Annotated in this window: 18 protein-coding genes and 3 pseudogenes; 6 read left to right on the top strand and 15 right to left on the bottom strand. The window is 69.7% G+C overall.

Going from position 1 to position 21075, the window contains the following annotated elements; translation table 11 throughout:
• The first annotated feature begins 8 nt into the window (after nt 1-8).
• The gene (locus tag V1J52_RS22395) at nt 9-392 is read left to right on the top strand and encodes a DUF2267 domain-containing protein (RefSeq protein WP_330141750.1); all 384 of its coding nucleotides are present in this window, start codon (nt 9-11) and stop codon (nt 390-392) included.
• Nucleotides 393-479: 87 nt separating this feature from the next.
• Here the strand turns inward: V1J52_RS22395 and V1J52_RS22400 are convergent, their stop codons facing one another.
• Nucleotides 480-788: a pentapeptide repeat-containing protein gene (locus V1J52_RS22400; protein WP_443075903.1), complete on the bottom strand. Its 309-nt coding sequence runs from the start codon at nt 786-788 to the stop codon at nt 480-482.
• Nucleotides 783-977: pseudogene (locus V1J52_RS22405) on the bottom strand (pentapeptide repeat-containing protein); the annotation flags it as partial. The gene V1J52_RS22400 and the pseudogene V1J52_RS22405, both read right to left, overlap by 6 nt.
• A gap of 278 nt (nt 978-1255) precedes the next feature.
• Here V1J52_RS22405 and V1J52_RS22410 point away from each other — a divergent pair.
• Nucleotides 1256-2466: pseudogene (locus V1J52_RS22410) on the top strand (IS110 family RNA-guided transposase).
• A 58-nt stretch (nt 2467-2524) separates the two neighbouring features.
• Nucleotides 2525-3448, top strand: a complete 924-nt coding sequence (locus V1J52_RS22415) for an aminoglycoside phosphotransferase family protein (RefSeq protein WP_330141751.1) — start codon at nt 2525-2527, stop codon at nt 3446-3448.
• A 187-nt stretch (nt 3449-3635) separates the two neighbouring features.
• Here V1J52_RS22415 and V1J52_RS22420 read toward each other — a convergent pair whose 3' ends face one another.
• The 3 genes from V1J52_RS22420 to V1J52_RS22430 all read right to left on the bottom strand — a co-directional run bounded on the left by V1J52_RS22420 (nt 3636) and on the right by V1J52_RS22430 (nt 6210).
• On the bottom strand, nt 3636-3971 hold the full coding sequence (locus V1J52_RS22420) for a hypothetical protein (protein ID WP_330141752.1): 336 nt from the start codon (nt 3969-3971) through the stop codon (nt 3636-3638).
• 246 nt (nt 3972-4217) lie between these two features.
• The gene (locus V1J52_RS22425) at nt 4218-4820 is read right to left on the bottom strand and encodes a pentapeptide repeat-containing protein (RefSeq protein WP_330141753.1); all 603 of its coding nucleotides are present in this window, start codon (nt 4818-4820) and stop codon (nt 4218-4220) included.
• A 16-nt stretch (nt 4821-4836) separates the two neighbouring features.
• Complete coding sequence (locus tag V1J52_RS22430) at nt 4837-6210, bottom strand: hypothetical protein (RefSeq protein ID WP_330141754.1); 1374 nt, start codon at nt 6208-6210, stop codon at nt 4837-4839.
• 73 nt (nt 6211-6283) lie between these two features.
• On the opposite strand from V1J52_RS22430, the pseudogene V1J52_RS22435 reads away from it, so the two are divergent.
• Nucleotides 6284-9418, top strand: a pseudogene (locus tag V1J52_RS22435) (Tn3 family transposase).
• Between the two features lie 14 nt (nt 9419-9432).
• On the opposite strand, the gene V1J52_RS22440 reads toward V1J52_RS22435, so the two are convergent.
• The 4 genes from V1J52_RS22440 to V1J52_RS22455 form a co-directional block, all read right to left on the bottom strand.
• The gene (locus V1J52_RS22440) at nt 9433-10734 is read right to left on the bottom strand and encodes an MFS transporter (RefSeq protein ID WP_330141756.1); all 1302 of its coding nucleotides are present in this window, start codon (nt 10732-10734) and stop codon (nt 9433-9435) included.
• Between the two features lie 89 nt (nt 10735-10823).
• Complete coding sequence (locus V1J52_RS22445) at nt 10824-11642, bottom strand: dihydrodipicolinate synthase family protein (RefSeq protein WP_330141757.1); 819 nt, start codon at nt 11640-11642, stop codon at nt 10824-10826.
• A 163-nt stretch (nt 11643-11805) separates the two neighbouring features.
• Nucleotides 11806-12507, bottom strand: coding sequence for a B3/B4 domain-containing protein (locus tag V1J52_RS22450; protein WP_330141758.1), 702 nt, complete (start codon nt 12505-12507; stop codon nt 11806-11808).
• 25 nt (nt 12508-12532) lie between these two features.
• Nucleotides 12533-13369 carry an EamA family transporter gene (locus tag V1J52_RS22455; RefSeq protein WP_030871115.1) on the bottom strand — a complete coding sequence of 279 codons (837 nt, stop codon included), beginning with the start codon at nt 13367-13369 and terminating at the stop codon, nt 12533-12535.
• A 120-nt stretch (nt 13370-13489) separates the two neighbouring features.
• Between V1J52_RS22455 and V1J52_RS22460 the strand changes: the two genes are divergently transcribed.
• Together V1J52_RS22460 and V1J52_RS22465 are read left to right on the top strand one after the other, a co-directional pair.
• Entirely contained in the window at nt 13490-14065 is a 576-nt protein-coding gene (locus V1J52_RS22460; protein WP_330141759.1) for a helix-turn-helix domain-containing protein, read from the top strand.
• A gap of 195 nt (nt 14066-14260) precedes the next feature.
• Nucleotides 14261-15175 (top strand): recombinase family protein, encoded by a 915-nt coding sequence (locus V1J52_RS22465; protein ID WP_330141760.1) that lies wholly within the window; start codon nt 14261-14263, stop codon nt 15173-15175.
• A 30-nt stretch (nt 15176-15205) separates the two neighbouring features.
• On the opposite strand, the gene V1J52_RS22470 is transcribed toward V1J52_RS22465, so the two are convergent.
• The 6 genes from V1J52_RS22470 to rpsL form a co-directional block, all read right to left on the bottom strand.
• Nucleotides 15206-15814 carry a hypothetical protein gene (locus V1J52_RS22470; protein WP_330141761.1) on the bottom strand — a complete coding sequence of 203 codons (609 nt, stop codon included), beginning with the start codon at nt 15812-15814 and terminating at the stop codon, nt 15206-15208.
• A complete protein-coding gene (locus V1J52_RS22475) occupies nt 15811-16215 on the bottom strand; it encodes a DUF6507 family protein (RefSeq protein WP_330141762.1) in 405 nt (134 codons plus the stop codon). The genes V1J52_RS22470 and V1J52_RS22475 overlap by 4 nt, the downstream gene beginning before the upstream one ends.
• A 280-nt stretch (nt 16216-16495) precedes the next feature.
• Nucleotides 16496-17689 (bottom strand): elongation factor Tu, encoded by a 1194-nt coding sequence (tuf, locus tag V1J52_RS22480; RefSeq protein WP_330141763.1) that lies wholly within the window; start codon nt 17687-17689, stop codon nt 16496-16498.
• A 225-nt stretch (nt 17690-17914) separates the two neighbouring features.
• Complete coding sequence (fusA, locus tag V1J52_RS22485) at nt 17915-20038, bottom strand: elongation factor G (protein ID WP_330141764.1); 2124 nt, start codon at nt 20036-20038, stop codon at nt 17915-17917.
• 39 nt (nt 20039-20077) lie between these two features.
• On the bottom strand, nt 20078-20548 hold the full coding sequence (gene rpsG / locus V1J52_RS22490) for a 30S ribosomal protein S7 (RefSeq protein ID WP_330141765.1): 471 nt from the start codon (nt 20546-20548) through the stop codon (nt 20078-20080).
• A gap of 2 nt (nt 20549-20550) precedes the next feature.
• Nucleotides 20551-20922: a 30S ribosomal protein S12 gene (gene rpsL, locus V1J52_RS22495; protein ID WP_003948652.1), complete on the bottom strand. Its 372-nt coding sequence runs from the start codon at nt 20920-20922 to the stop codon at nt 20551-20553.
• Nucleotides 20923-21075: the final 153 nt, after the last annotated feature.

The following is a 21075-nucleotide window of genomic DNA, read 5'->3' on the forward strand; positions in this document are numbered from 1 at the left end:
CCACCCGCATGGCCTACGACGAGTTCCTGGCGACCGTCCAGGACCTGGGCGGATACGACCGCGAGGACGCCGCACGCGTCACGGAGGCGGTCGTCAGCACACTCGGCGACCGGCTCCCCGCCGACACCGCCGAGCACCTGGCCGAGCAGCTCCCGCCGCAGGTCGCCGAACTGATCGAGCGGGCCAACTCCACGACGCAGGACTGGGGCGCGCAGGAGTTCGTCGTCCGCGTCGCCGAGATCACCGGGGACGACGAGGACAGCGCCGAGGGCCACAGCCGCGCCGTCCTCACCGCCGTCGCCCGGCAGGTCAGCGGCGGCGAGCTCAACACGCTCCTCAGCCGCCTGCCCTCCGCCTACGCCGCCCTCTTCGGCCACCCGGAACTCAGCTGACGCCCGGCCCCCACCCGGCCGGACCCCGGCCTCGCCGCGAACCGGCCGGCCGCGCGACGTCGTCCAGCGCGCGGCCGGCCCGACGCCTCACGGGCCCCTCGGGGGAATGACCTCGGCCCGGGCGCCTCTGTCCCGCAGCCACTCACGCATCGTCTCACCGCCCATGGTGACGACCGAATCGCCGCGGTTCGCAGAAAGGGGCCCGTAAACCGACCCGTGCATTCCGGTGAACCGCGTGCTCTCGTCCACGTCCGCCCGGAAGACCACCTCACGCAGCCACGCGCCGGTCAGATCCGCGCCCCGAAGGTCCGCCCCGCTGAAGGCACTGTCAACACAGTGCACGCCGTGGAATGCGGCTCCGACCGCCGTCACGCCGTAGAAGGAGGCTTTCGCCATACGCGCTCCGGTGACGCGTGCACGGCTCAGGTCACTGTCGTCGAGACTGGCCCGCACCAGGGAGGCTCCTGCAAGGTCCGCGCCGGACGAATCCGCACCCTCCAGATCCGCACGATAGAACTCAGCATTCACGAACCTGACACCCGAAAGATCAGCACCCGAAAACCAGGACCCCGAAAAATCACAGCCCGAGAAGTCCGCCTCCCGTTATGTTTTTCGCGGTCCTGCAAGAGGGCCGCTAGTCTCCGGGCCCGGTATGACTTCTGCCCCCTGTCGAAGGTATGACCTGGGGGGTGGTGTCGCCGGGCCTGGGAGGTGCCGTCGGAGACGCTAATGAGGGGTCCGGCCACCGCCCGGTCCGGCGCAATGCCGGACAGTTCGCGGGCGGCAGGTCTGCGTAACGTGGATGCGCGCGTACGACACCACTGCCGAGACTGGCGCCGTTCAACTCTTTTGGAAGGGTGCGGATGTTCGACACCAGCAGTGTGGGCGTCTTCCTCGGCATGGACGTCGGCAGAGCGCCCATCACGGGCATGGACTGACCCCGGCCGGCAAGAAGGTCCTCGACAAGGCCATGCCCAACAGCGAGCCGAAACTGCGGGCAGTCTTCGACAAACTGATCGCGAAGTTCGGCACGGTGCTGGTGATCATGGACCAGCCCGCCTCGATCGGCGCCCTCCCTTTGACAGTGGCCCGGTACGCGGGCTGCCAGATCACCCACCTGCCTGGACTGGCCATGTGGCGGATCGCCGACCTCTACCCGGGTGAGGCCAAGACGGACGCGAAGGACGCCGCGGTGATCGCGGACGCGGCCCGCACTATGCCGCACACCCTGCGCTCGCTGGAGCACACCGACGAGATCACCGCCGAGCTGACCGTGCTCGTCGGCTTCGACCAGGACCTCGCCGCCGAGGCCACCCGCACCTCCAACCAGATACGCGGCCTGCTCGCCCAGTTCCACCCGTCGCTGGAACGCGTCCTTGGCCCTCGCCTCAACCATCAGGCCGTCACCTGGCTTTGGGAGCGCTACGGCTCCCCGGCCGCCCTGCGAAAGGCCGGCCGCCGCAGACTCGTCGGCCTCATCCGGCCCAAGGCGCCGCGCATGGCCCAGCGGCTGATCGACGACGTCTTCGACGCGCTCGACGAACAGACCGTCGTCGTGCCCGGCACCGAAACCCTCGACATCGTCGTGCCCTCCCTGGCCGCCTCACTCGCCGCCGTCCACACCCAGCGCCGCGCTCTGGAAGCCCAGATCAACACCCTGCTGGAGGCCCACCCTCTTTACCCGGTCCTGACGTCGATGCCCGGCGTCGGCGTCAGGACCGCCGCCGTCCTACTAGGTCACCGTCGGCGACGGCACCAGCTTCCCCACCACCGCCCACCTCACCTCCTACGCCGGTCTTGCCCCGACCACGAAGTCGTCGGGAACCTCGATCCACGCCGAACACGCCCCACGGGGCGGAAACCGGCGCTCGAACGCGCCATGTTCCTGTCCGTCTTCGCCTGCATGAACGCTGACCCAGCCTCCCGCACCTACTAGGACCGCCAGCGAGGCCGCGGGAAGACCCACACCCGAGCCCTTCTCCGCCTCGCCCGCCAACGCATCAGCGTTCTGTTCGCCATGCTCCGCGACGGCACCTTTTACGAGACCCGCATCCCCGAAGCAGCCGCCGCATGACCCTCGGCATCATCTGTGGTCGCGGTGGGAAGCCCACTCCCGCGAAGGACAACCCCCTATGAGTTCGCCGCAGGGTATCGAAGTCCCTGACGCCCTGGTCGCGTCCTACACGAGGAACGGTGGTGAAGAGGAACGGACCTGGATCGCCCGGTTACCCGAGCTGGTGGCGGAACTACTCGACCGATGGGAACTGGAGCGCGACGGTGGCATCAGGTCCGGCGAGGCCTCACTGGTGGTACCGGTGCGCCGCACGGACGACATTCGCGCCGTGCTCAAACTCCAGATGCCCCGCGCGGAGACGACCGCCGCGCTGATCGGGCTGCGGGCGTGGAGCGGCAACGGCATCGTGCGGCTGCTCGATCACGACCCGCAGAGCAGTGCCATGCTGCTGGAACGCCTGGACGGCTCACGCACCCTGGCATCCGTCGAGGACGACGACGTGGCCATGAGTGCCTTGGCCGGGCTTATGGCCCGGCTGCACTCCGTCCCGGCGCCCGAGGGCCTGCGCGGCCTCGGCGACGTCGCGCGCGACATGCTGGCGTCCGTACCGGCAGCCGTCGCCGCCTTGCCGGACCCCGAGGACCAGCGGCGGCTGCACGACTGGGCTTCGGCAGTCACCGAGCTGGTCGGCGAGCCCGGCGACCGAATGCTGCACTGGGACCTGCACTACGACAACGTGCTCGCCGCCGAGCGCGAGCCGTGGCTGGCCATCGACCCCGAACCCCTCGCCGGCGACCCGGGCTTCGACCTGTGGCCGGCGCTGGACACCGGCTGGGAGAAGCTCCACGCCACCGGGGACGCTCCCCGGATGGTGCGGCGTCGCTTCGACCTGCTGACCCAGGCCCTGGGACTGGACCGCCAACGCGCGGCCGGCTGGACGCTGGCCCGGCTACTGCAGAACACGCTGTGGGACATCGAGGACGGGCGGACCACCATCGACCCCTCCCAGACCACCGTGGCCGAGGCGCTGCCCTGCCACTGAACACTTCACCTCCGACCGCGACACATCCTCAAACCGCCCCAAACCCAACATGGGCGCCTTGACGAAAGACATAAAGGCCCCCCGCAAATCGAGCTCCATCCATCCCGTAGAATTTCCCGCCCTCCCTGACCCACTCCCGCACCTTCTCAGCGGCTGCGACGTCGCGCGGCGGTATCAAGTCGAGCCTCTACAAGGTTGTCGGCCGGTCATGGAGCGCCGGGCGCGAGCCGTCGAGTGCGTCCAAGGTGGCGTTGTCCAGGTGGACGACCGGTTCTGTGGCAACGTGGCCGTCCATCCGCCCGAGAAGAAGCATGATGCCGGTGAGGTCGATGAAGTCCCCTTCGACCGAGAAGAGGCCGCCACGTTCATAGAGGAGAAGCAGCGGTTCGTAGGGGTCGTCGGCCGCAGGAACCTGCGCTTGCGCGGTGGGCGCCAGAGCGGGCCATCGCACGGCGCCCTTGCAGGTCTCCCTGACCGATGTGCGGGCGCCGATGGTGTCGAGGTGGTCCTCCAGCGCGTCCATGACCTCTCTGCTGCACCGGGACCGCCGGATCGACGCGCTCCGCGATGTCGAAGAAGGGCCAGACGTCCGTCGCGCCATACCGTTCGGCCCACAGCGCCGACCGCCGCAGATACTCCCGCATCAGTGCGGCACGTGAACGCTCGTGGTCGTACATCGCGTTCTCGTCCAGCCACGTGATGTTCTGCAACCGCATGAATACGTCCCGAGTCGGCCGCGAATCCGGGAGTACGCGGCCAGCCCGACGTCTCACGGGCCTCGCGGGGGAACGACCTCGACTCGCGCCCCCCTGTCCCGCAGCCACTCACGCATCGTCTCGCCGCCCATGGTGACGACCGAATCGCCGCGGTGCACAGAAAGGGGCCCGTAAACCGACCCGTGCATGTTGGCGAACCGGGTGTGCTCGTCCACGTCCGCCCGGAAGATCACCTCACGGAGCCACGCGCCCGTCAGATCCGCGCCCCGAAGGTTCGCGCCACTGAAGGCACCGTCAACACAGTGCACGCCGTGGAACACGGCTCCAATCGCCGTCACGCCGTAGAGAGAGGTTTTCGCCATACGCGCTCCGGTGACGCGTGCCTGGCTCAGGTCACTGTCGTCGAGATTGGCCCGCACCAGGGAGGCATCCGACAGGTCCGCACCGGACAAATCCGCACCCTCCAAATCCGCACGATAGAACTCAGCACCCACCAGCCTGACACCCGAAAGATCAGCACCCGAAAACCAAGAACCCGAAAAATCACAGCGCGAGAAGTCCGCACCCCGCAGATCGAGCCCCACCCCGTAGAACTCCCCGCCCTCCCTGACCCACTCCCGCACCTTCTCAGCGGCTGCGACATCGCGTGGCAGCACCAGAGGCGGCCCTCCCTCACGGATACCAGACAACGTACTCCTCCCAACCGTGAGTTCTAACTATATCCGCAAGATCATCGATTGCGGCTTGGTCTGCGTTGCGAACGTCGAGAATCACCACCCGACCTCTCTCGACAATTTGGTCCCGAAGTTTCTCCACCCAACGACCATTGCTATCCGGGTCATAGCGCCCATTAAAAGGAAGTGATTTGTTTCGCACATTACTGAAAGGCGGCCAATCCGAGTGGACACCCTTGATATCATAGTAGACACCGGTACTGGGCGAGTAAAGATCCCCGAGGTTCGACTCCGAAGGACGAGAAATGTCGTCCGGCACCCTTCCCTGTTCCCGGAGGTCGAGATCGACACGCGCCTCATCACTTGATGACTTGTTAATTCCGCCGTTCTTATCGGGATCACGTTGAAGCCGTTCGAACAGATGCGGGCTGCGGTTTTCCACCTCTTCGAGATGCCCCCAATGCCTATCCCTGGCTTCCGGTGTCAGTTCCGGCAGGGGCCGGGGGGCGTGAGCGGGGCCACCGCCAACGGTTCCTTTTCCGGCAGCGTCGGCTCGCTCCGGAATCCCGCCGTGTACATCGGGCGAAAGCTGTGCGTCCCCGTCTGGCCTGATGACGTCGCCTTCGGGGGTCAGGTGGTGGTGGTCGAGCTTGATGGTGCCGTCGGGTAACTCCACGGCTGTCCTGCCGGGAGGCAGGGGCGGCATCGGGCCGTCGGCGGTGAACGTGGTGCCGTCCGGCAGGGCGTAGCGGCCGTCGGGAAGCTCGACGGCTCGGACGGTGCTCAGCTCCCTGAGCCGGCCGGTGACGTCGGAGGTGCTGGGCAGGTGCGGCCGTGCGGCGGCCCGGTTGACGAGGGTGACGGGGTCGGAGCTGTCGGCGAGGTGGTGCGCCACCCGGGCGGCTCTGCCCCCGGGGGCCGCCAGTTTGACGGGCAGCGCGGCACCGCGCAGCCCGATGAGGCTCCCCACGTTGAACGCCACCGCCCCCGAAGCCCGTGCCGGGTCCTTCTCCCACTGGTCGTAGGCGACGAACGCCTTGGCTGCTTCCTTGGCCGTCTGCTTCGCGCCGTCGATGTACCTCTGCACGTGCACGGGCGCCACCTGGACCATGAGGTCGTTGCGGTCGACTCCGATGACCACCGCGGCGGTCAGGATCTCCGCGACGGACGCCCAGGACTTCTCGAACGCCTCGTCACCGAGGCGCCCGGTGAGTCCGAGGTACGCCATCAGCGAGCCGCCGATGCCGTCGATGACGAGGCCGTCCCACAGGAAGCTCTTGGTCCAGTGGCCGAACTCGTACCAACGGTGCTCCGGGTGTGAGTAGTTGGGGTACAGGAAATCCCGATGAGATTGATCTTGGTCGGCTAGCACACCGTTCTGCGGCCTCGCTGAGGTTCACGGAAAGATCGTCGAGTGGGTGCCGGCGCTGGCTACGGTCCGCCTCGTGCCGGTGGAGTTTCTGACTGATGAGCAGGCCGAGGCGTACGGGACGTTCAGCGAGGCGCCCACGCGCCCAGAGCTGGAGCGGTTCTTCTTCCTCGATGATGACGACCGTGATCTGATCGCGCTGCGGCGTACGGACGCGCACCGGCTGGGCATGGCGGTGCAGATCTGCACGGTCCGCTACGTCGGCCGGTTCCTGGGCGAGGACCCGCTCGCCGTGCCGTGGGAGGCCGTGGAGTACCTGGCCCGGCAGCTGGGGATCACGGACGCCTCGTGCGTGAAGCGGTACGCCGAGCGGCGCTCGACGGTGTACGAGCACGCGGATGAGATCCAGAGGCGGTTCAGGTACCGGGACTTCACCGACCGTAAGTGGGGGCGGGAGTTCCGCGGCTTTCTGTACGGGCGGGCGTGGACGCACGCCGAGGGGCCGGTGGCGCTGTTCAACCACGCGGTGACGTGGCTGCGGAAGAACCGGGTGCTGCTGCCGGGCGTCTCGGTGCTGGCCCGGCAGGTGTCGGAGGCGCGTACGGCGGCCGAGCGGCGCTTGTACGAGGCGGTGGCCCGGGCGACGGTCCGGGCGGATGCAGTGCTCGCGCCGGCCTTGGCGGAGTTGCTGGTGGTGCCGGAGGGCAGGCGGGTCTCGGAGCTGGAGCGGCTGCGTACGCCTCCGGTGAAGTCGACGGGCACGGCGATGGTGCGGGCGATGGAGCGGGTGGAGGAGATCTCCGCGTTCGCGCTGGGGCGAGTGAATCTGTCGCGGGTGCCGGTGAACCGACTGTCCGCGCTGGCCCGGTACGGGCAGTTGAGCAAGGCGCAGACGATCGAGCGGGCGCCGGAGCCGCGGCGGACCGCGCTGCTGACGGCGGTGGTGCGGCAGCTGGAGGCGCAGGCGGTCAACGACGCCCTGGATCTGTTCGCGGTGCTGATGGCGAACCGGCTGATCAGCCCGGCGCGGCGGGCGTCGGACCGGGAACGGCTGGCGATGCTGCCGCAGCTGGAGAAGGCGGCCCGCATCCTGGCGAAGGCGTCGAAGATCCTCAACCGTGAGCTGGACCTGGTCGCCGAGCACGAGGCGGACCTGGACGTCACCGCGCTGTGGGCGGCGGTCGAGGAGGCCGTGCCGCGTACGGCGGTGGCCGGGGCGGTGACGACCGTCGAGGCCCTGGTGCCCGAGGACGACGGGTCGGCGGAGGCGGCGATGCGGGAGAAGCTGGCCCTGCGCTACAACACCGTGCGCCCGTTCCTGTCCCTGCTGGGCGAGTCGGACGGCGCTGGGCGCGGCCCCGGCCGGGCGGCGCATCCTCAAGGCGGTGCGTCGCCTGCCCGCGCTGTCCCGGCGCCGGGTCAAGGACCGGCCGCTGCTGCCCCGCGAGGTCGACGCCGAGCTGGTGCCGGCGATGTGGAAGCGCGCGGTGTTCTCCAACGCCAAGCTGCCGCAGGGCGCGGTCGACCGTGACGCGTACGTGGTGTGCGTCCTGGAGCAGCTGCACCGCGCCCTGAACCGGCGCGACGTGTTCGCCTCCCCGTCGAACCGGTGGGCGGGCCCACGCGCCCGGCTGCTGGACGGGCCGCGGTGGGAGGCGATGCGCGCGGACGTGCTCGCGGGCCTGTCCCTGACCGAGGACGCCGAGGAGCACCTGGCCCAGCTCACCCGGGGGCTGGACGCGGCGTGGCGGCAGATGGCCGACCGTCTGGAGGAGGCCGGCGCCGACGCGAAGGTGGAGATCGTCGTCCCCGACGGCGGCGGACGCGCCCGGCTGTCGGTGGACAAGCTCGGCGCGGTGGGCGAGCCGGAGTCGCTGACCTGGCTCAAGGCCACCACGGAGGCGATGCTCCCGAGGATCGACCTGCCGGACCTGCTGTTCGAGGTCCACTCCTGGACCGGGTTCCTCGACGCCTTCGGGCACGTCTCCGAGCGGCGCACCCGCATGGAGGGCCTGCTCGTCTCCCTGGTCGCGTTGCTGGTGGCAGAGAGCATCGGCCTGACCCCGGTCATCGACCCGGAGAACAAGGCGCTGACCCGCTCGCGGCTGTCCCACGTCGACCAGAACTACCTGCGCGCCGACACCATCGCCGCGGCGAACGCCGCGCTCATCACCGCCCAGTCCCGCATCGAGCTGGCCCAGATGTGGGGCAGCGGCCTGCTCGCCTCCGTCGACGGCCTGCGCTTCGTCGTCCCCGTGAAGAGCATCAACACCGGGCCCTCGCCCAAATATTACGGGTACAAAAGGGGAGTAACTTGGCTAAATGCAGTCAATGACCAGGTTGCGGGGATCGGCGCGATGGTCGTACGCGGCACCCCGCGCGACAGCCTCTACACGCTGGACACGCTGCTGAACCTCGACGGCGGGGTGAAGCCGGAGATGGTCGCGACCGACAACGCCTCGTACTCCGACATGGCCTTCGGCCTGTACAAGATGCTCGGCTTCCGCTTCGCCCCGCGCTTCCGCGACCTGGCCGACCAGAGGTTCTGGCGGGCCGACCTGCCCGACGGCGAGACGCCGGCCGCCGGGTACGGGCCGCTGGAGGCCGTCGCCTGCAACAAGGTGAACCTGAGGCGGATCGCCACGCACTGTGGCCGGACATGCTCCGCGTCGCCGGGTCACTCATCACCAACCAGGTCCGGGCCTACGACCTGCTGAGGATGTTCGGCCGCGAGGGCCACCCGACCCCGCTCGGCGCCGCGTTCGCCGAGTACGGGCGGATCGACAAAACCATGCACCTGCTCGCCCTGGTCGACCCGGTCGACGACACCTACCGCCGGCTGATGAACCGGCAGCTGACCGTGCAGGAGTCTCGCCACCGCCTGGCCCGCGCGATCTGCCACGGCGGACGGGGCCAAATCCGCCAGGCGTACCGCGAGGGCCAGGAGGACCAGCTCGCCGCCCTCGGCCTGGTCCTCAACGCCGTCGTCCTGTGGAACACCCGCTACCTCGACGCCGCCGTCGCCCAGCTCCGCGCCGAGGGCCACGACATCAAGGACGAGGACGCCGCCCGCCTCTCCCCGCTCAAAGACCGGCACATCAACTTCCTGGGCCGCTACCTGTTCAACATCAAGGGCAGCGGCCCCGGCCAGGGTTTGCGCCCCTTCCGGGACCCGGACGCCGTCGAGGACGACGGCGAAGACGAGGCGTGAGGACGTGCCGTCCCTCAGGTCGACGCGCGGCCGCCGGTCCTGCCGGGGCCCGGAGTCCTGGTCGCGTGTTCGCTCTTGGTCTTGGCCCGCGAGGCTTCGGGCGGTGGGAGGTCACGGTGGGGGCGGCGGTGGTGGCGTTCGGCGGAGGAGAGCAGGGCGGCGGTGAGGGTGAGGGCGGTGGCCAGGAGGAGGGGGAGGAGCAGGCTGGTGCTGATGAGGGCGCCGGCGGCTGCTGTTCCGGCGGATCCTGCGGTGATCTTCAGGGCGCCGACCCAGACGAAGATCTGTCCGCGTGCGTTGTCGGGGGCGTATTCGCTGCGGGCGGCGAGGGTGGCGGCGAAGAAGTAGGCGTTGGCGATGCCGGCGGCGGCGTAGGCGGCGAGGGCGAGCGGGAAGGAGGGAGCGAGGGTGATCAGCAGAAGCATGGCGCCGACGAGGGCGGCGAGGCGGGTGGTGAGCCGGTCTGCTTCGGTGCGGGAGGGGCGGATCATGACGCCTGCGGATCCGGCGAGGTTGCCCAGTCCGTAGGCGGCGGTCAGGAGTCCGGCCGCGGAGGCACTGACACCGAGGGAGGGAGTGCCGGCGACGGCGGCGATGGGCAGGGCGGCGACGCTGAAGGCGACGGTCACGGTCAGATACAGCGTGCGGCGCAGGGGCCCGGTGGCGAGGATTCCGGTGAGGGTGCGGAGGGGGCCGGGAACGTCCGCGGCCTTGCCGGGGGCCGGGGCGTAGGGCAGGAAGCGGATGACGGCGGCGGCGATGAAACAGCCGGCGGCCAGGGTGAGCGCGGCGGTGGCGAGTGAGGCCCAGGCGGCGAGGGCGGCGACGAGGGTGGGGCCGACGGTGCCGCTGATGCCGTAGGTGGCCACGTCCCAGCCCTGGGCCCGGCGCTGGCGGCGCTGGCCGTGTCCGGCGATAGCGGGCAGGCGGCTGCTGATGCCTCCGGTGAGCAGGGGCCCGAACAGGCCGGAGACGACCAGCAGGGCGGCGGCGGTGGCGGGGTGGGTGTGAGGGTAGAGCAGGACGGCGGCGGCCAGGGCGGTGCCGTGGGCGAGGGAGGCTGCGGCGATGACAGTACGGCCGTCGCGTGCGGTGTCCAGGCTGCGGGCGACGAAGGGGCCGAGCAGGTGGGGGGCGGTGAGGCAGGCGCCCAGGGCGCCGGCCAGCCAGCCCGACCCGCCGCCGGCGGTGACCATCAGCACGATGGCCACGACGGCGCCACCGTCGGAGGTGCGGGCCAGCGTCGCCGCGATGATGTAGCGGGCCAGCGGGCCCCAGCCGGGCTCGTCGACGGAGTCATCGGTGTGTGGGCGCATGGCCGCGCGTTCTCCTGCGGGAAATGAGGGCGAAAGGAAGTCCGGAACGCCGTCGCCCTCCCGCGTGTGGGGAGGGCGACGGCGGGGCGTCAGATATGGAGCTGAAGCTGCTCGATCACCGTGGCGAGGTGGGCGCATTCCTTGGCGTCCAGGCCGCGCAGCGGCAGCGGCAGGTTGCGGTGGGCGGTCAGGCCCAGGTGGGCTGCGGCCGCAGCGACGACGCGCAGGGACCCTCCGTGCTGGACGAACAGGTCCCACAAGGGCTGGAGCCGCTGCGACTCCTGCTCGGCCTGCTCGTGCCGGCCGGCCTGTGCCGCGCGGGTGAGTGCGAGGGCCGGCTGGGGGAAGGTGCCGCCGATCACCGAGTACCAGGCGTCGCATCCCGCGTTCAGACCTCGGGCCGCGGCGGCGTCTCCGCTGATGCCCACGGTCACTGTCTCGGGCAGGAGCCGGCGCAGGTGCTCGACACGAGCCCGGGCCTGCTCGGGATCGGCGGGGAGGGCGGGGATCTTGATGGAGGCGACCTGCGGCAGCCAGGCCAGGCGGGTGTAGAGCTCGTCAGTGAAGGTGAAGTGCGTGGTACCGGGGTTGTCGTAGATCACAAGCGGGACCGACAGGTTCGCGGTGACCTCCTCGAACAGGCCGAAGACGTCCTCCTCGGTCAGCGGCTGGTAGGACACCGGCGCCAGCAGGACGGCGGAGGCCCCGGCGTTCTGCGCGTCCTCGGCGGCCTGGAGGACCTGGCGGGTGCGCAGGGCCCCGATGCCGACGATGACCGGCACGCCGTCGGCGTGCTCGACCGCGAGGCGGGCGACGCGAGCGCGTTCCTCAAGGGACAGGTAGGCGTAGGAGCCGGTGGAGCCCAGCGCGCCGATGGAGTCGACGCCGGCCGCGGCGAGCCGCTGCACCAGCGCGGCGTACCTTCTCGTCGACGTTGCCGTTGCCGGGGACGGGAGTGAGCGGGAAGGCGCTCAGACCGGTGAACAAGACGGGCCTCCAAAGGGGGGGTAGGGGGGCGGACTTTCGGCGGGCCGTGGCCCTGCTTCCGTGCAGGCGGACGGGCCGGGCTGGTCAGACGGTGGCGTCCGGGTAGACCGGGCTGAGGTAGTGCACGGTGCTCGTGTCGCAGTGCGGCTCCAGGAGGGCCTGCAGGTCGCCGGCCGCGGTCTTGAGTTCGTCGCGCGTGGCGGCGACGGTCTCAAGGACGAACGCGACGCGGGTGGAGTCCTCGGTGACGCGGGTGCGGTGGGCGTCGCGGTGGTTCCAGTGCCGGGTGAGCACGTCAGTGGTGTCGGTGTAGATGACCTCGCCGGGCTTGGGCGTCTCGACGGTGCCGGGCTCGCCGAGCGGGGTGAAGCTCTCGCTGCCGTCGGCGTAGCTGATCTCGACGTCGCCGGTGACCTGGTCGAGGTCGAAGGCGCCGGCGGGCAGGCCGTGGCGGACGGAGACGGCGTTGTAGGAGTCGACGGCCGGGTTGATCCGGGGCAGGGAGCCCCTCTTCGCCAGGCGGCGGCCCAGGGCGTCGATGCTGGGCCGGATGCGGCGGGGATTGGTGCCGAAGGCGCGGTAGACGGTATGCCATGCCTCGATGCGCGGGTCGTTCTCGTCGGCCGGGGACCAGGAGCCGTCGGCGAGCCGGGCTTCCAGTTCCTCCAGCGCGGCGATGGTGGCCGGCCACGGTTCGCGGCCGCGCAGGCCGGTGGCGGTGACGACGGCTACAAGGGTGTCGGGGAAGGCGCCGGCGACATCCGGGGTGATACGGAAGAGGGTCATCGGAGGTCCGTTTCGGGGGTGGCGGTCAGGTGAGGGCGAGGAGGCTGACGGCGACGGCGGCGGTGCCCAGGCCGATCAGCTGGCCGCGGTGGATGCGCTCGGCCAGGACGCTGCGGGCGAGCAGGACGGTGCCGGCCGGGTAGAGGGCGGTGATCACGGCGACGACGGCGAGGTCACCGCTGCGGGCGGCGAGCAGGAACAGCAGGTTGGCCACCGAGTCCAGCACACCGGCCGTCGCCGAGATCGCGTAAGCGGGCTTCTCCGGGCCCAGACGCCGGAACATCACGCCGGCCGCGGCCAGGGTGACAGCGGAGGAGACGGCGCGGCCGACGATTAGCGGACCGACGCCGCTGTCGGAAGGTGCCTGGTGCAGGAAGACCAGCTGCAGCGCGATGGCCGCCCCGGCGCCAAAGGCCAGCAGCAGCGCGGTGCGCGACGGCCGCGCCGACTTCGCGCCGTGCCCGGCGCTGACCAGCACCACCGCTGCCAGCGCCAGCGGCAGGCCGATCAGCCCGGCCAGGCCCAGGTGCTCGCCCTGCAGCAGGCCGACGCCCACCGGCAGCATCGCCGAGACCAGCGCGGTGATCGGCGACAGCACGTTCATCGGGCCGATCGCCAGCGTCTTGTAGAGCAGGGCGAACGCGGCGGCCGACGCGACGCCGGAAGCGGCGCCCCAGGCGAGGGTGGCGGGCGCGAAGGAGGCGCCGAGGAAGGGCCACAGCAGCAGCTCGACGGTGAGCGAGGCAGGCGCGGCGATCATCACGGTCCGCAGGACATGGGCCTTGCGGGCGCCCAGGCCGCCGAGGAAGTCGGCGCATCCGTAGGCCAGGGAGCTGCCCAGGGCCAGCAGGAGAGCGATCACGGTACGTACATCCCTTATTATCAATGGAACGACTACACCGTACAACGCACCGACCGCAGGTCGGCAACCGAACGACCGGAGGGTGCAGCACACCGACCTCCTGCTGAAGGGACGAAATCGATGGCCGAGACCGAGGCGGCACTGCGGACGCTCGCGCACAACGTCCGCGCGGCCCGCACCCGCGCAGGACTGTCCCTGGACGAACTCGGCCGCCGCGCCAAGGTCAGCAAGGGCGCTCTCGTCGGACTGGAGAAAGCCCAGGGCAACCCCAACTTCGCCACCCTGGTCCGCCTCGCCGACACCCTCGGCATCTCCGTCTCCGCGCTGATGGAAGGCAGCCCCGAACAGCGCGTGCGGGTGGTCAGCGCCGACGCCGTCATGCCCCTGTGGAAGGGCGAGCGCGGCAGCGAGGCCCGGCTCATGCTGACCACCGGCGGCCCGGCGGCCACCGAAGTCTGGCGCTGGACCCTGGAACCCGGCGAGGAGTACCCCAGCCACCCGCACCAGGCGGGCGTCACCGAGACCGTCAGCGTCACCGCCGGCGAGATGGTCCTCGTCGTCGACGGCACCGAATACCCCGTCGCCGCCGGACAGACCGCCACCTTCGACGCCGACACCACCCATACCTACCGCGGCACGGGCACCCAGACCTGCCACCTGATCATGACCGTCCACCTGCCCCCGGGCCCCGCGTAGACCTCAAGGGACCGGGGGCAGCCAGAGTGCCCCCTGTCGGTAAAGGAACGAATGACGACAGGCGCGACAGGCGTCCAATGAACCCGGACTTTCCGGGGCTCCACGGCGGCGCGAATCCAATCGGATCCGATGACGGCTGACGACAGGGTTTGATGACAGTCCGGGTCCGATGCGCCGACAGGAACGAGGAAGAACGTGGCCAACCTGGTCTACAAGCGGGTGTCGACGGACCAGCAGTCGACCGACCGTCAGAACCTCGTCCTGGACGAGGCCGGGATCGAGGACCCGGTCGTCTTCGAGGAGGAGGCCGGCACCTCCAGCCGCCTCCACCCGCTTGAGCGCCCGAAGTTCGGCGATCTCCTCGTGTACGCGCGGCCTGGCGACACCGTGCACATCTCCGAGATGTTCCGCCTCGTGCGCGGCACCGGCCACATCCTCGACGTCCTCGACGTCCTGCACCGCGACCGCCTCGCGCTGCGCATCCACGACGGCGCGTTCTCCGCCATGGACCTCACCGCCCGACACCCCCGCACCAGCGAGCTGCTGTCCACCGTGAAGTTCATGGTGCAGACCCTCGCCGCCGCCGGCGAACTCCAGCGCGAGCTGACCTACGACGGACTGCGCGCCGCCGAGGCCAAGGGCAACAAGGGCGGACGCCGCCCCGCCGTCCCGGCCGACAAGATCGCCGACGTGCGCACCGCGTACCTGAAAGGCCGCTCCATCGCCGCCCTCGCCCGCGACCACGGCGTCAGCCGCGGGGCGATCCGCACGGCCGTCGCCGACCTCCTGCCCGACCACACCGCCAACGAGGAAGACACGCCTGCCCCGGAACTGCCGGTCACCCTCGACATGCCCGGCAAGGTCGCCGACTACCTCCGCACCACCGAACTGGAGCCCGCCGAGCGCGCCGCGCTCGACCAGGGGACGACCGTACGGCGCGGCCAGGGCTACACCCTGCGCGTTACCGCAGTCCCCGCCGTGCACCGCCGGCTTCTCGCCCGCTGCCAACCGCTCGACGGCGGACAGGGCGCCCCAACGATCCCGGCCCAGCGCAAGGCCCGCCGCGAGTACGGAAACCGGGTCAGCGCCCTCTCGCCGATCGGACCATGATCGTTCTCACCGGGATTTCCTGTACCTCAACTACTCACACCCGTGCTCCCGCTCTGTCGGGACGCCCCAGGGCGTCTCCTCCAGCCCGCGCATCACCTCAGCGCTCAGGCCGTGGGTGTACTCGCCGCCCGTCCCGTCGTCCGCCCGCCACACCGGGCCGCCGGTCAGCGCGCTGATCCGGTTCGCTGCTTCCCGTTCCGCCGCCCAGAACTCCGCGACGGTCGCGGACACCTGCCGGATGAGGTCCGCGTTGCGCCCGACCCGGTCCTCGTCGTAGGCCCACTCGTCGTCGCCGCTGACCGAGGTGACGAACTCCGCCGCCTCCTCCTTGAGCCGCCGGAGCCGTTCGACAAGTGGCCGCGCCTGCCGGACGAAGTCGTGCAGGGCGCCGCTGACCGCCTCCAGGTCGTCGGCGAAGCCGTCGGCGCGCTCGGCCACCGATTGGGTGCTGGCGAACAGCTGCCGCGCCTCCGGGGCGGTGTAGCAGGCCGACAGGCCCTGGAACGTGGTGTGCACGCCGGTTCCGGTGCTGCGGACGGCCCGTGCGTCCGCGCGGAGCGCGGTGACGTCCTCGTGCAGTTGCTCGAAGCTGCCGGTGAAGTCCGGGATTCCGGCGGGGTCGACGAGGCCGCCGGTCACGCACCGCCCCGGCGTTGTGCGGTCTCCTCGGCGGTCGGCGCGTGGAGGTCCATGGCCGTCACCGGTGCGGCCGCGTGGCGCATCCACTCCTCGGCCATCTCGACGTCACCGGAGAGGTACGCGCGGGCGGCCAGCCCGGCGCCGTCCAGGGACCTGGCGGAGCGGACGGCGATGAACAGCAGGTCGTTCCGCGTCCGCTCGGCGAACTCGCCGAGCGCCGCTCCGACCAGGCCCGCGGCCGGAGGGGGCTCCCCCGGCATGGCCAGCGTTCCCGCCGACGTCGCCGCGGATTCGAGGTGGCCGCCGTAGGAGCGGGCCTGCCCCTCCAGCTTCTCGGCCACCTCAAGCGTCCGGCGCAGGACGTCGTTGATCTGGGACGGATGGAGGTCCCACCCCGTCATGCCGCTCTCCTCCCCGGTCACCCGGCCGCCGCCGCACCGGCGACGCCCGGGAACTGTCTACCAGGGTCGCGGCTGCGCAGGTCAGGGCGTATTCCGCCAGTTCGGGGGCCGGGCCGTGCGGGCGCCGGCCCGGGGGCTGGCTCCGGCTCACCCGGCCGGGTGACGCCGGTCCGCGCCCGCACGTCACCCGCCCCGGCGGCCTGCCCGGACGTGCGGAAGGGCCCGCGCGACGAACGTCGCGCGGGCCCTTCCGTCGGGCTGGCTCGAAGGAGCCGTCAGATCACTTGACGATCTTGGTGACCTGGCCGGCGCCCACCGTCCGGCCACCCTCACGGATGGCGAACTTCAGGCCCTCCTCCATGGCGACGGGCTGGATGAGTTCGACCTTCATCTCAGTGTTGTCGCCCGGCATGACCATCTCGGTGCCCTCGGGGAGGGTCACGACGCCGGTCACGTCCGTGGTACGGAAGTAGAACTGCGGGCGGTAGTTGTTGAAGAACGGGGTGTGGCGGCCACCCTCGTCCTTCGACAGGATGTACGCCTGCGCCTCGAACTCCGTGTGCGGGGTGACCGAGCCCGGCTTGATGATGACCTGGCCGCGCTCGACGTCCTCGCGCTTGATGCCGCGGAGCAGCAGACCGACGTTCTCACCGGCCTGGCCCTCGTCCAGCAGCTTCCGGAACATCTCGATGCCGGTGACCGTGGTGGAGGTCTTCTCCTGCTTGATGCCGATGATGTCGACGTTCTCGTTGACCTTGAGGACACCACGCTCGATGCGGCCGGTGACGACCGTACCGCGACCGGTGATGGTGAAGACGTCCTCGATCGGCATCAGGAACGGCTTGTCGGTGTCGCGCTCGGGCTGCGGGATCGACTCGTCGACCGCCTTCATGAGCTCCAGCACGGACTGGCCCCACTCGGCGTCGCCCTCGAGCGCCTTGAGCGCCGAGACCTTGATGACCGGAACGTCGTCACCGGGGAACTCGTACTCGGAGAGCAGCTCGCGGACCTCGAGCTCGACGAGCTCCAGGATCTCCTCGTCGTCCACCATGTCGGCCTTGTTCAGGGCGACGACGATGTACGGAACGCCGACCTGGCGGGCCAGGAGCACGTGCTCCTTGGTCTGCGGCATCGGGCCGTCGGTGGCGGCGACCACGAGGATGGCGCCGTCCATCTGGGCGGCACCGGTGATCATGTTCTTGATGTAGTCCGCGTGACCCGGGCAGTCGACGTGGGCGTAGTGACGGCTGTCCGTCTGGTACTCGACGTGCGCGATGGAGATGGTGATACCGCGCTGACGCTCCTCGGGCGCCTTGTCGATGTTCTCGAACGCAGAAGCCTCGTTCAGGTCCGGGAACTGGTCGTGCAGCACCTTGGTAATGGCCGCCGTGAGGGTGGTCTTACCGTGGTCGATGTGACCGATGGTGCCGATGTTGACGTGCGGCTTAGTCCGCTCGAACTTCGCCTTCGCCACTGGGGTCCTCCTGATGGACTGGTGCTGTACGCCCCCCGCACTCTGCGAGAGGTTTCAGGTGGGTACCGAACAAGCCAGGACCCCGAGGGGGACGCCCTTGACCCGTTCGTTCTTCAGGTCTGGCGACCGGGGCCCCGGCGCGGAACGCTCGCACGTTCTGCGCCGGATGCCCCGAATGCCTTTGTGCTACAGCCTAAGGGGTGAGACGACGACGTCGAACCGACGTCACTCGCCCCGGGCCTTCGCGATGATCTCCTCGCTGACGCTCCGCGGAACCTCGGCGTAGGAGTCGAACTGCATGGAGTAGCTCGCGCGGCCGGAGGTCTTGCTCCTCAGGTCACCCACGTAGCCGAACATCTCCGACAGCGGGACCAGGCCCGTGACGAGCTTGGCACCGCCCCGGTCCTCCATGGACTGGATCTGACCGCGCCGGGAGTTGATGTCGCCGATCACGTCGCCCATGTAGTCCTCGGGCGTGGTGACCTCGACCTTCATCATCGGCTCCAGCAGGGCCGGACCGGCCTTGCGGGCGGCCTCCTTGAAGGCCATGGAACCGGCGATCTTGAAGGCCATCTCGGAGGAGTCGACCTCGTGGTAGGCGCCGTCGAGCAGCGTCACGCGGACCCCGGTGAGCGGGTAGCCCGCCAGGACGCCGAACTCCATGGCCTCCTGGCAGCCGGCGTCCACGGACGGGATGTACTCCCGCGGGATGCGGCCACCGGTGATCTTGTTGACGAACTCGTACCCGTCGCCTTCGAGCGGCTCGATCGCGATCTGCACCTTGGCGAACTGGCCGGAACCACCAGTCTGCTTCTTGTGCGTGTAGTCGTGCTTGTCGACCTGCTTGCGCAGCGTCTCGCGGTAGGCCACCTGCGGCTTGCCGACGTTGGCCTCGACCTTGAACTCGCGCTTCATGCGGTCGACCAGCACGTCCAGGTGCAGCTCGCCCATGCCCGCGATGATCGTCTGGCCGGTCTCCTCGTCGGTCTTGACCTGGAAGGACGGGTCCTCCTCGGCCAGCCGCTGGATGGCGACGCCCAGCTTCTCCTGGTCGCCCTTGGACTTCGGCTCGATGGCGACCTCGATCACCGGGGCCGGGAAGTCCATGGACTCCAGGATCACCGGGTCCGACGCGTCGCAGAGGGTCTCGCCGGTGGTGGTCTGCTTCAGACCCATGACGGCGACGATGTCGCCGGCGCCCACCGAGTCGATCTCCTCACGCTTGTTCGCGTGCATCCGGTAGATCTTGCCGATCCGCTCCTTCTTGCCCTTGACCGGGTTCAGCACCTGGGTGCCGGCGGTCAGACGGCCGGAGTAGACGCGGATGAACGTGAGCTTGCCCAGGTGGGGGTCGCTCGCGATCTTGAACGCCAGGGCGGCCATCGGCTCCTCGTCGGAGGGACGGCGCTTGATGATCTCCTCGGCGTCCTTGACGGACTGGCCCTCGACGGCCTCGACGTCCAGCGGCGACGGGAGGTACCGCACGACCGCGTCGAGCAGGGGCTGCACGCCCTTGTTCTTGAACGCGGTCCCGCAGAACACCGGGGTGACCGTGATGGTGCCCTCGGCTCCCGTGGACGCGAGCGTGACGCGGCGGATGGCGGCGATGAGCTGCTCCTCGGTGGGCTCCTGGCCCTCCAGGTACAGCTCCATCATCTCCTCGTCGTTCTCCGCGACGGCCTCCAGGAGCTTGCCGCGGTACTCGGCGGCGGCCTCCGTGTGGGTGTCGGGGATCTCGACCGTGTCGTACGCCTCGCCCAGCGCCGTCTCGGCGGACCAGACGAGTGCCTTCATGCGCACCAGGTCGACGACGCCCTTGAAGTCGGCCTCGGCGCCGATCGGGAGCTGCATGACCAGCGGCACCGCACCGAGGCGGTCGACGATCATGTCGACGCAGCGGTGGAACTCGGCGCCGGTGCGGTCGAGCTTGTTGACGAAGCAGATGCGCGGCACGCCGTAGCGGTCCGCCTGACGCCACACCGTCTCGGACTGCGGCTCCACACCGGCGACACCGTCGAACACCGTCACGGCACCGTCGAGCACGCGCAGCGAGCGCTCCACCTCGACGGTGAAGTCGACGTGACCCGGGGTGTCGATGATGTTGATGGTGTGGTCGATGTTGTCCAGCGGCCAGTGGCAGGTCGTCGCGGCGGACGTGATCGTGATGCCGCGTTCCTGCTCCTGCGCCATCCAGTCCATCGTGGCGGCGCCGTCGTGGACCTCACCGATCTTGTAGCTGACGCCGGTGTAGTACAGGATCCGCTCGGTGGTGGTCGTCTTGCCCGCGTCGATGTGGGCCATGATCCCGATGTTGCGGACCTTGGCCAGGTCAAGTGAAGTGGTAGCCATAAGGCTTCAGTCTTCTCTCGGTCTCGATGGGGGTAGCGACTACCAGCGGTAGTGCGCGAAGGCCTTGTTGGACTCGGCCATCTTGTGGGTGTCCTCGCGCTTCTTCACGGCGGCACCGAGCCCGTTGGAGGCGTCGAGCAGCTCGTTCATCAGGCGCTCGGTCATCGTCTTCTCGCGGCGGGCGCGGGAGTACCCCACGATCCAGCGCAGCGCGAGCGTCGACGAGCGGCCGGGGCGCACCTCGACCGGGACCTGGTAGGTGGCGCCACCGACGCGGCGGGAGCGGACCTCGAGGGTCGGCTTCACGTTCTCCAGCGCGCGCTTGAGGGTGATGACCGGGTCGTTGCCGGACTTCTCCCGCAGGCCCTCCATCGCGCCGTAGACGATGCGCTCGGCGGTGGAGCGCTTGCCGTTGAGCAGCACCTTGTTGATGAGGGACGTCACCAGAGGAGAGCCGTAGACCGGGTCGATGTGAACCGGTCGCTTACGGGCAGGGCCCTTACGAGGCATTCTTACTTCTCCTTCTTGGCGCCGTAGCGGCTGCGGGCCTGCTTGCGGTTCTTGACGCCCTGGGTGTCGAGCGAGCCGCGGATGATCTTGTAGCGAACACCCGGCAGGTCCTTCACACGACCACCGCGCACGAGCACGATCGAGTGCTCCTGCAGGTTGTGACCCTCACCCGGAATGTAGGCCGTGACCTCGATCCCGCTGGTCAGACGCACACGCGCGACCTTACGCAGGGCCGAGTTCGGCTTCTTCGGGGTGGTGGTGAAGACACGCGTGCAGACGCCGCGGCGCTGGGGCGAACCCTCCAGCGCGGGCGTCTTGTTCTTCTCGACCTTGTCCTGCCGGCCCTTCCGGACCAGCTGCTGGATCGTAGGCACAGTTTCTCCGGTTTCTGTGTGCCGTCTCGGTGAAGCTAACCTGGGCCACCACCTCCGACCCACGCGGTCGGGTGTGTCGGAACCAGCCGACCCCCGCAGCGTGAGAACTCACCGGCGTGGGGATCGTGCGGTCCGGTGTCGCCGACCACGCGC

The sequence above is a fragment of the Streptomyces solitudinis genome, from assembly GCF_036323765.1.
Taxonomy (GTDB): domain Bacteria; phylum Actinomycetota; class Actinomycetes; order Streptomycetales; family Streptomycetaceae; genus Streptomyces.

Excerpts from the sequence above, each read along its gene's own strand:
- V1J52_RS22475 (WP_330141762.1), bottom strand. The coding sequence starts at position 16,215 with ATGACGGGGTGGGACCTCCATCCGTCCCAGATCAACGACGTCCTGCGC.
- V1J52_RS22395 (WP_330141750.1), top strand. The coding sequence starts at position 9 with ATGGCCTACGACGAGTTCCTGGCGACCGTCCAGGACCTGGGCGGATAC.
- V1J52_RS22440 (WP_330141756.1), bottom strand. The coding sequence starts at position 10,734 with ATGCGCCCACACACCGATGACTCCGTCGACGAGCCCGGCTGGGGCCCG.
- V1J52_RS22420 (WP_330141752.1), bottom strand. The coding sequence starts at position 3,971 with ATGGACGCGCTGGAGGACCACCTCGACACCATCGGCGCCCGCACATCG.
- V1J52_RS22415 (WP_330141751.1), top strand. The coding sequence starts at position 2,525 with ATGAGTTCGCCGCAGGGTATCGAAGTCCCTGACGCCCTGGTCGCGTCC.
- V1J52_RS22450 (WP_330141758.1), bottom strand. The coding sequence starts at position 12,507 with ATGACCCTCTTCCGTATCACCCCGGATGTCGCCGGCGCCTTCCCCGAC.
- rpsG (WP_330141765.1), bottom strand. The coding sequence starts at position 20,548 with ATGCCTCGTAAGGGCCCTGCCCGTAAGCGACCGGTTCACATCGACCCG.
- V1J52_RS22460 (WP_330141759.1), top strand. The coding sequence starts at position 13,490 with ATGGCCGAGACCGAGGCGGCACTGCGGACGCTCGCGCACAACGTCCGC.
- V1J52_RS22400 (WP_443075903.1), bottom strand. The coding sequence starts at position 788 with ATGGCGAAAGCCTCCTTCTACGGCGTGACGGCGGTCGGAGCCGCATTC.
- fusA (WP_330141764.1), bottom strand. The coding sequence starts at position 20,038 with ATGGCTACCACTTCACTTGACCTGGCCAAGGTCCGCAACATCGGGATC.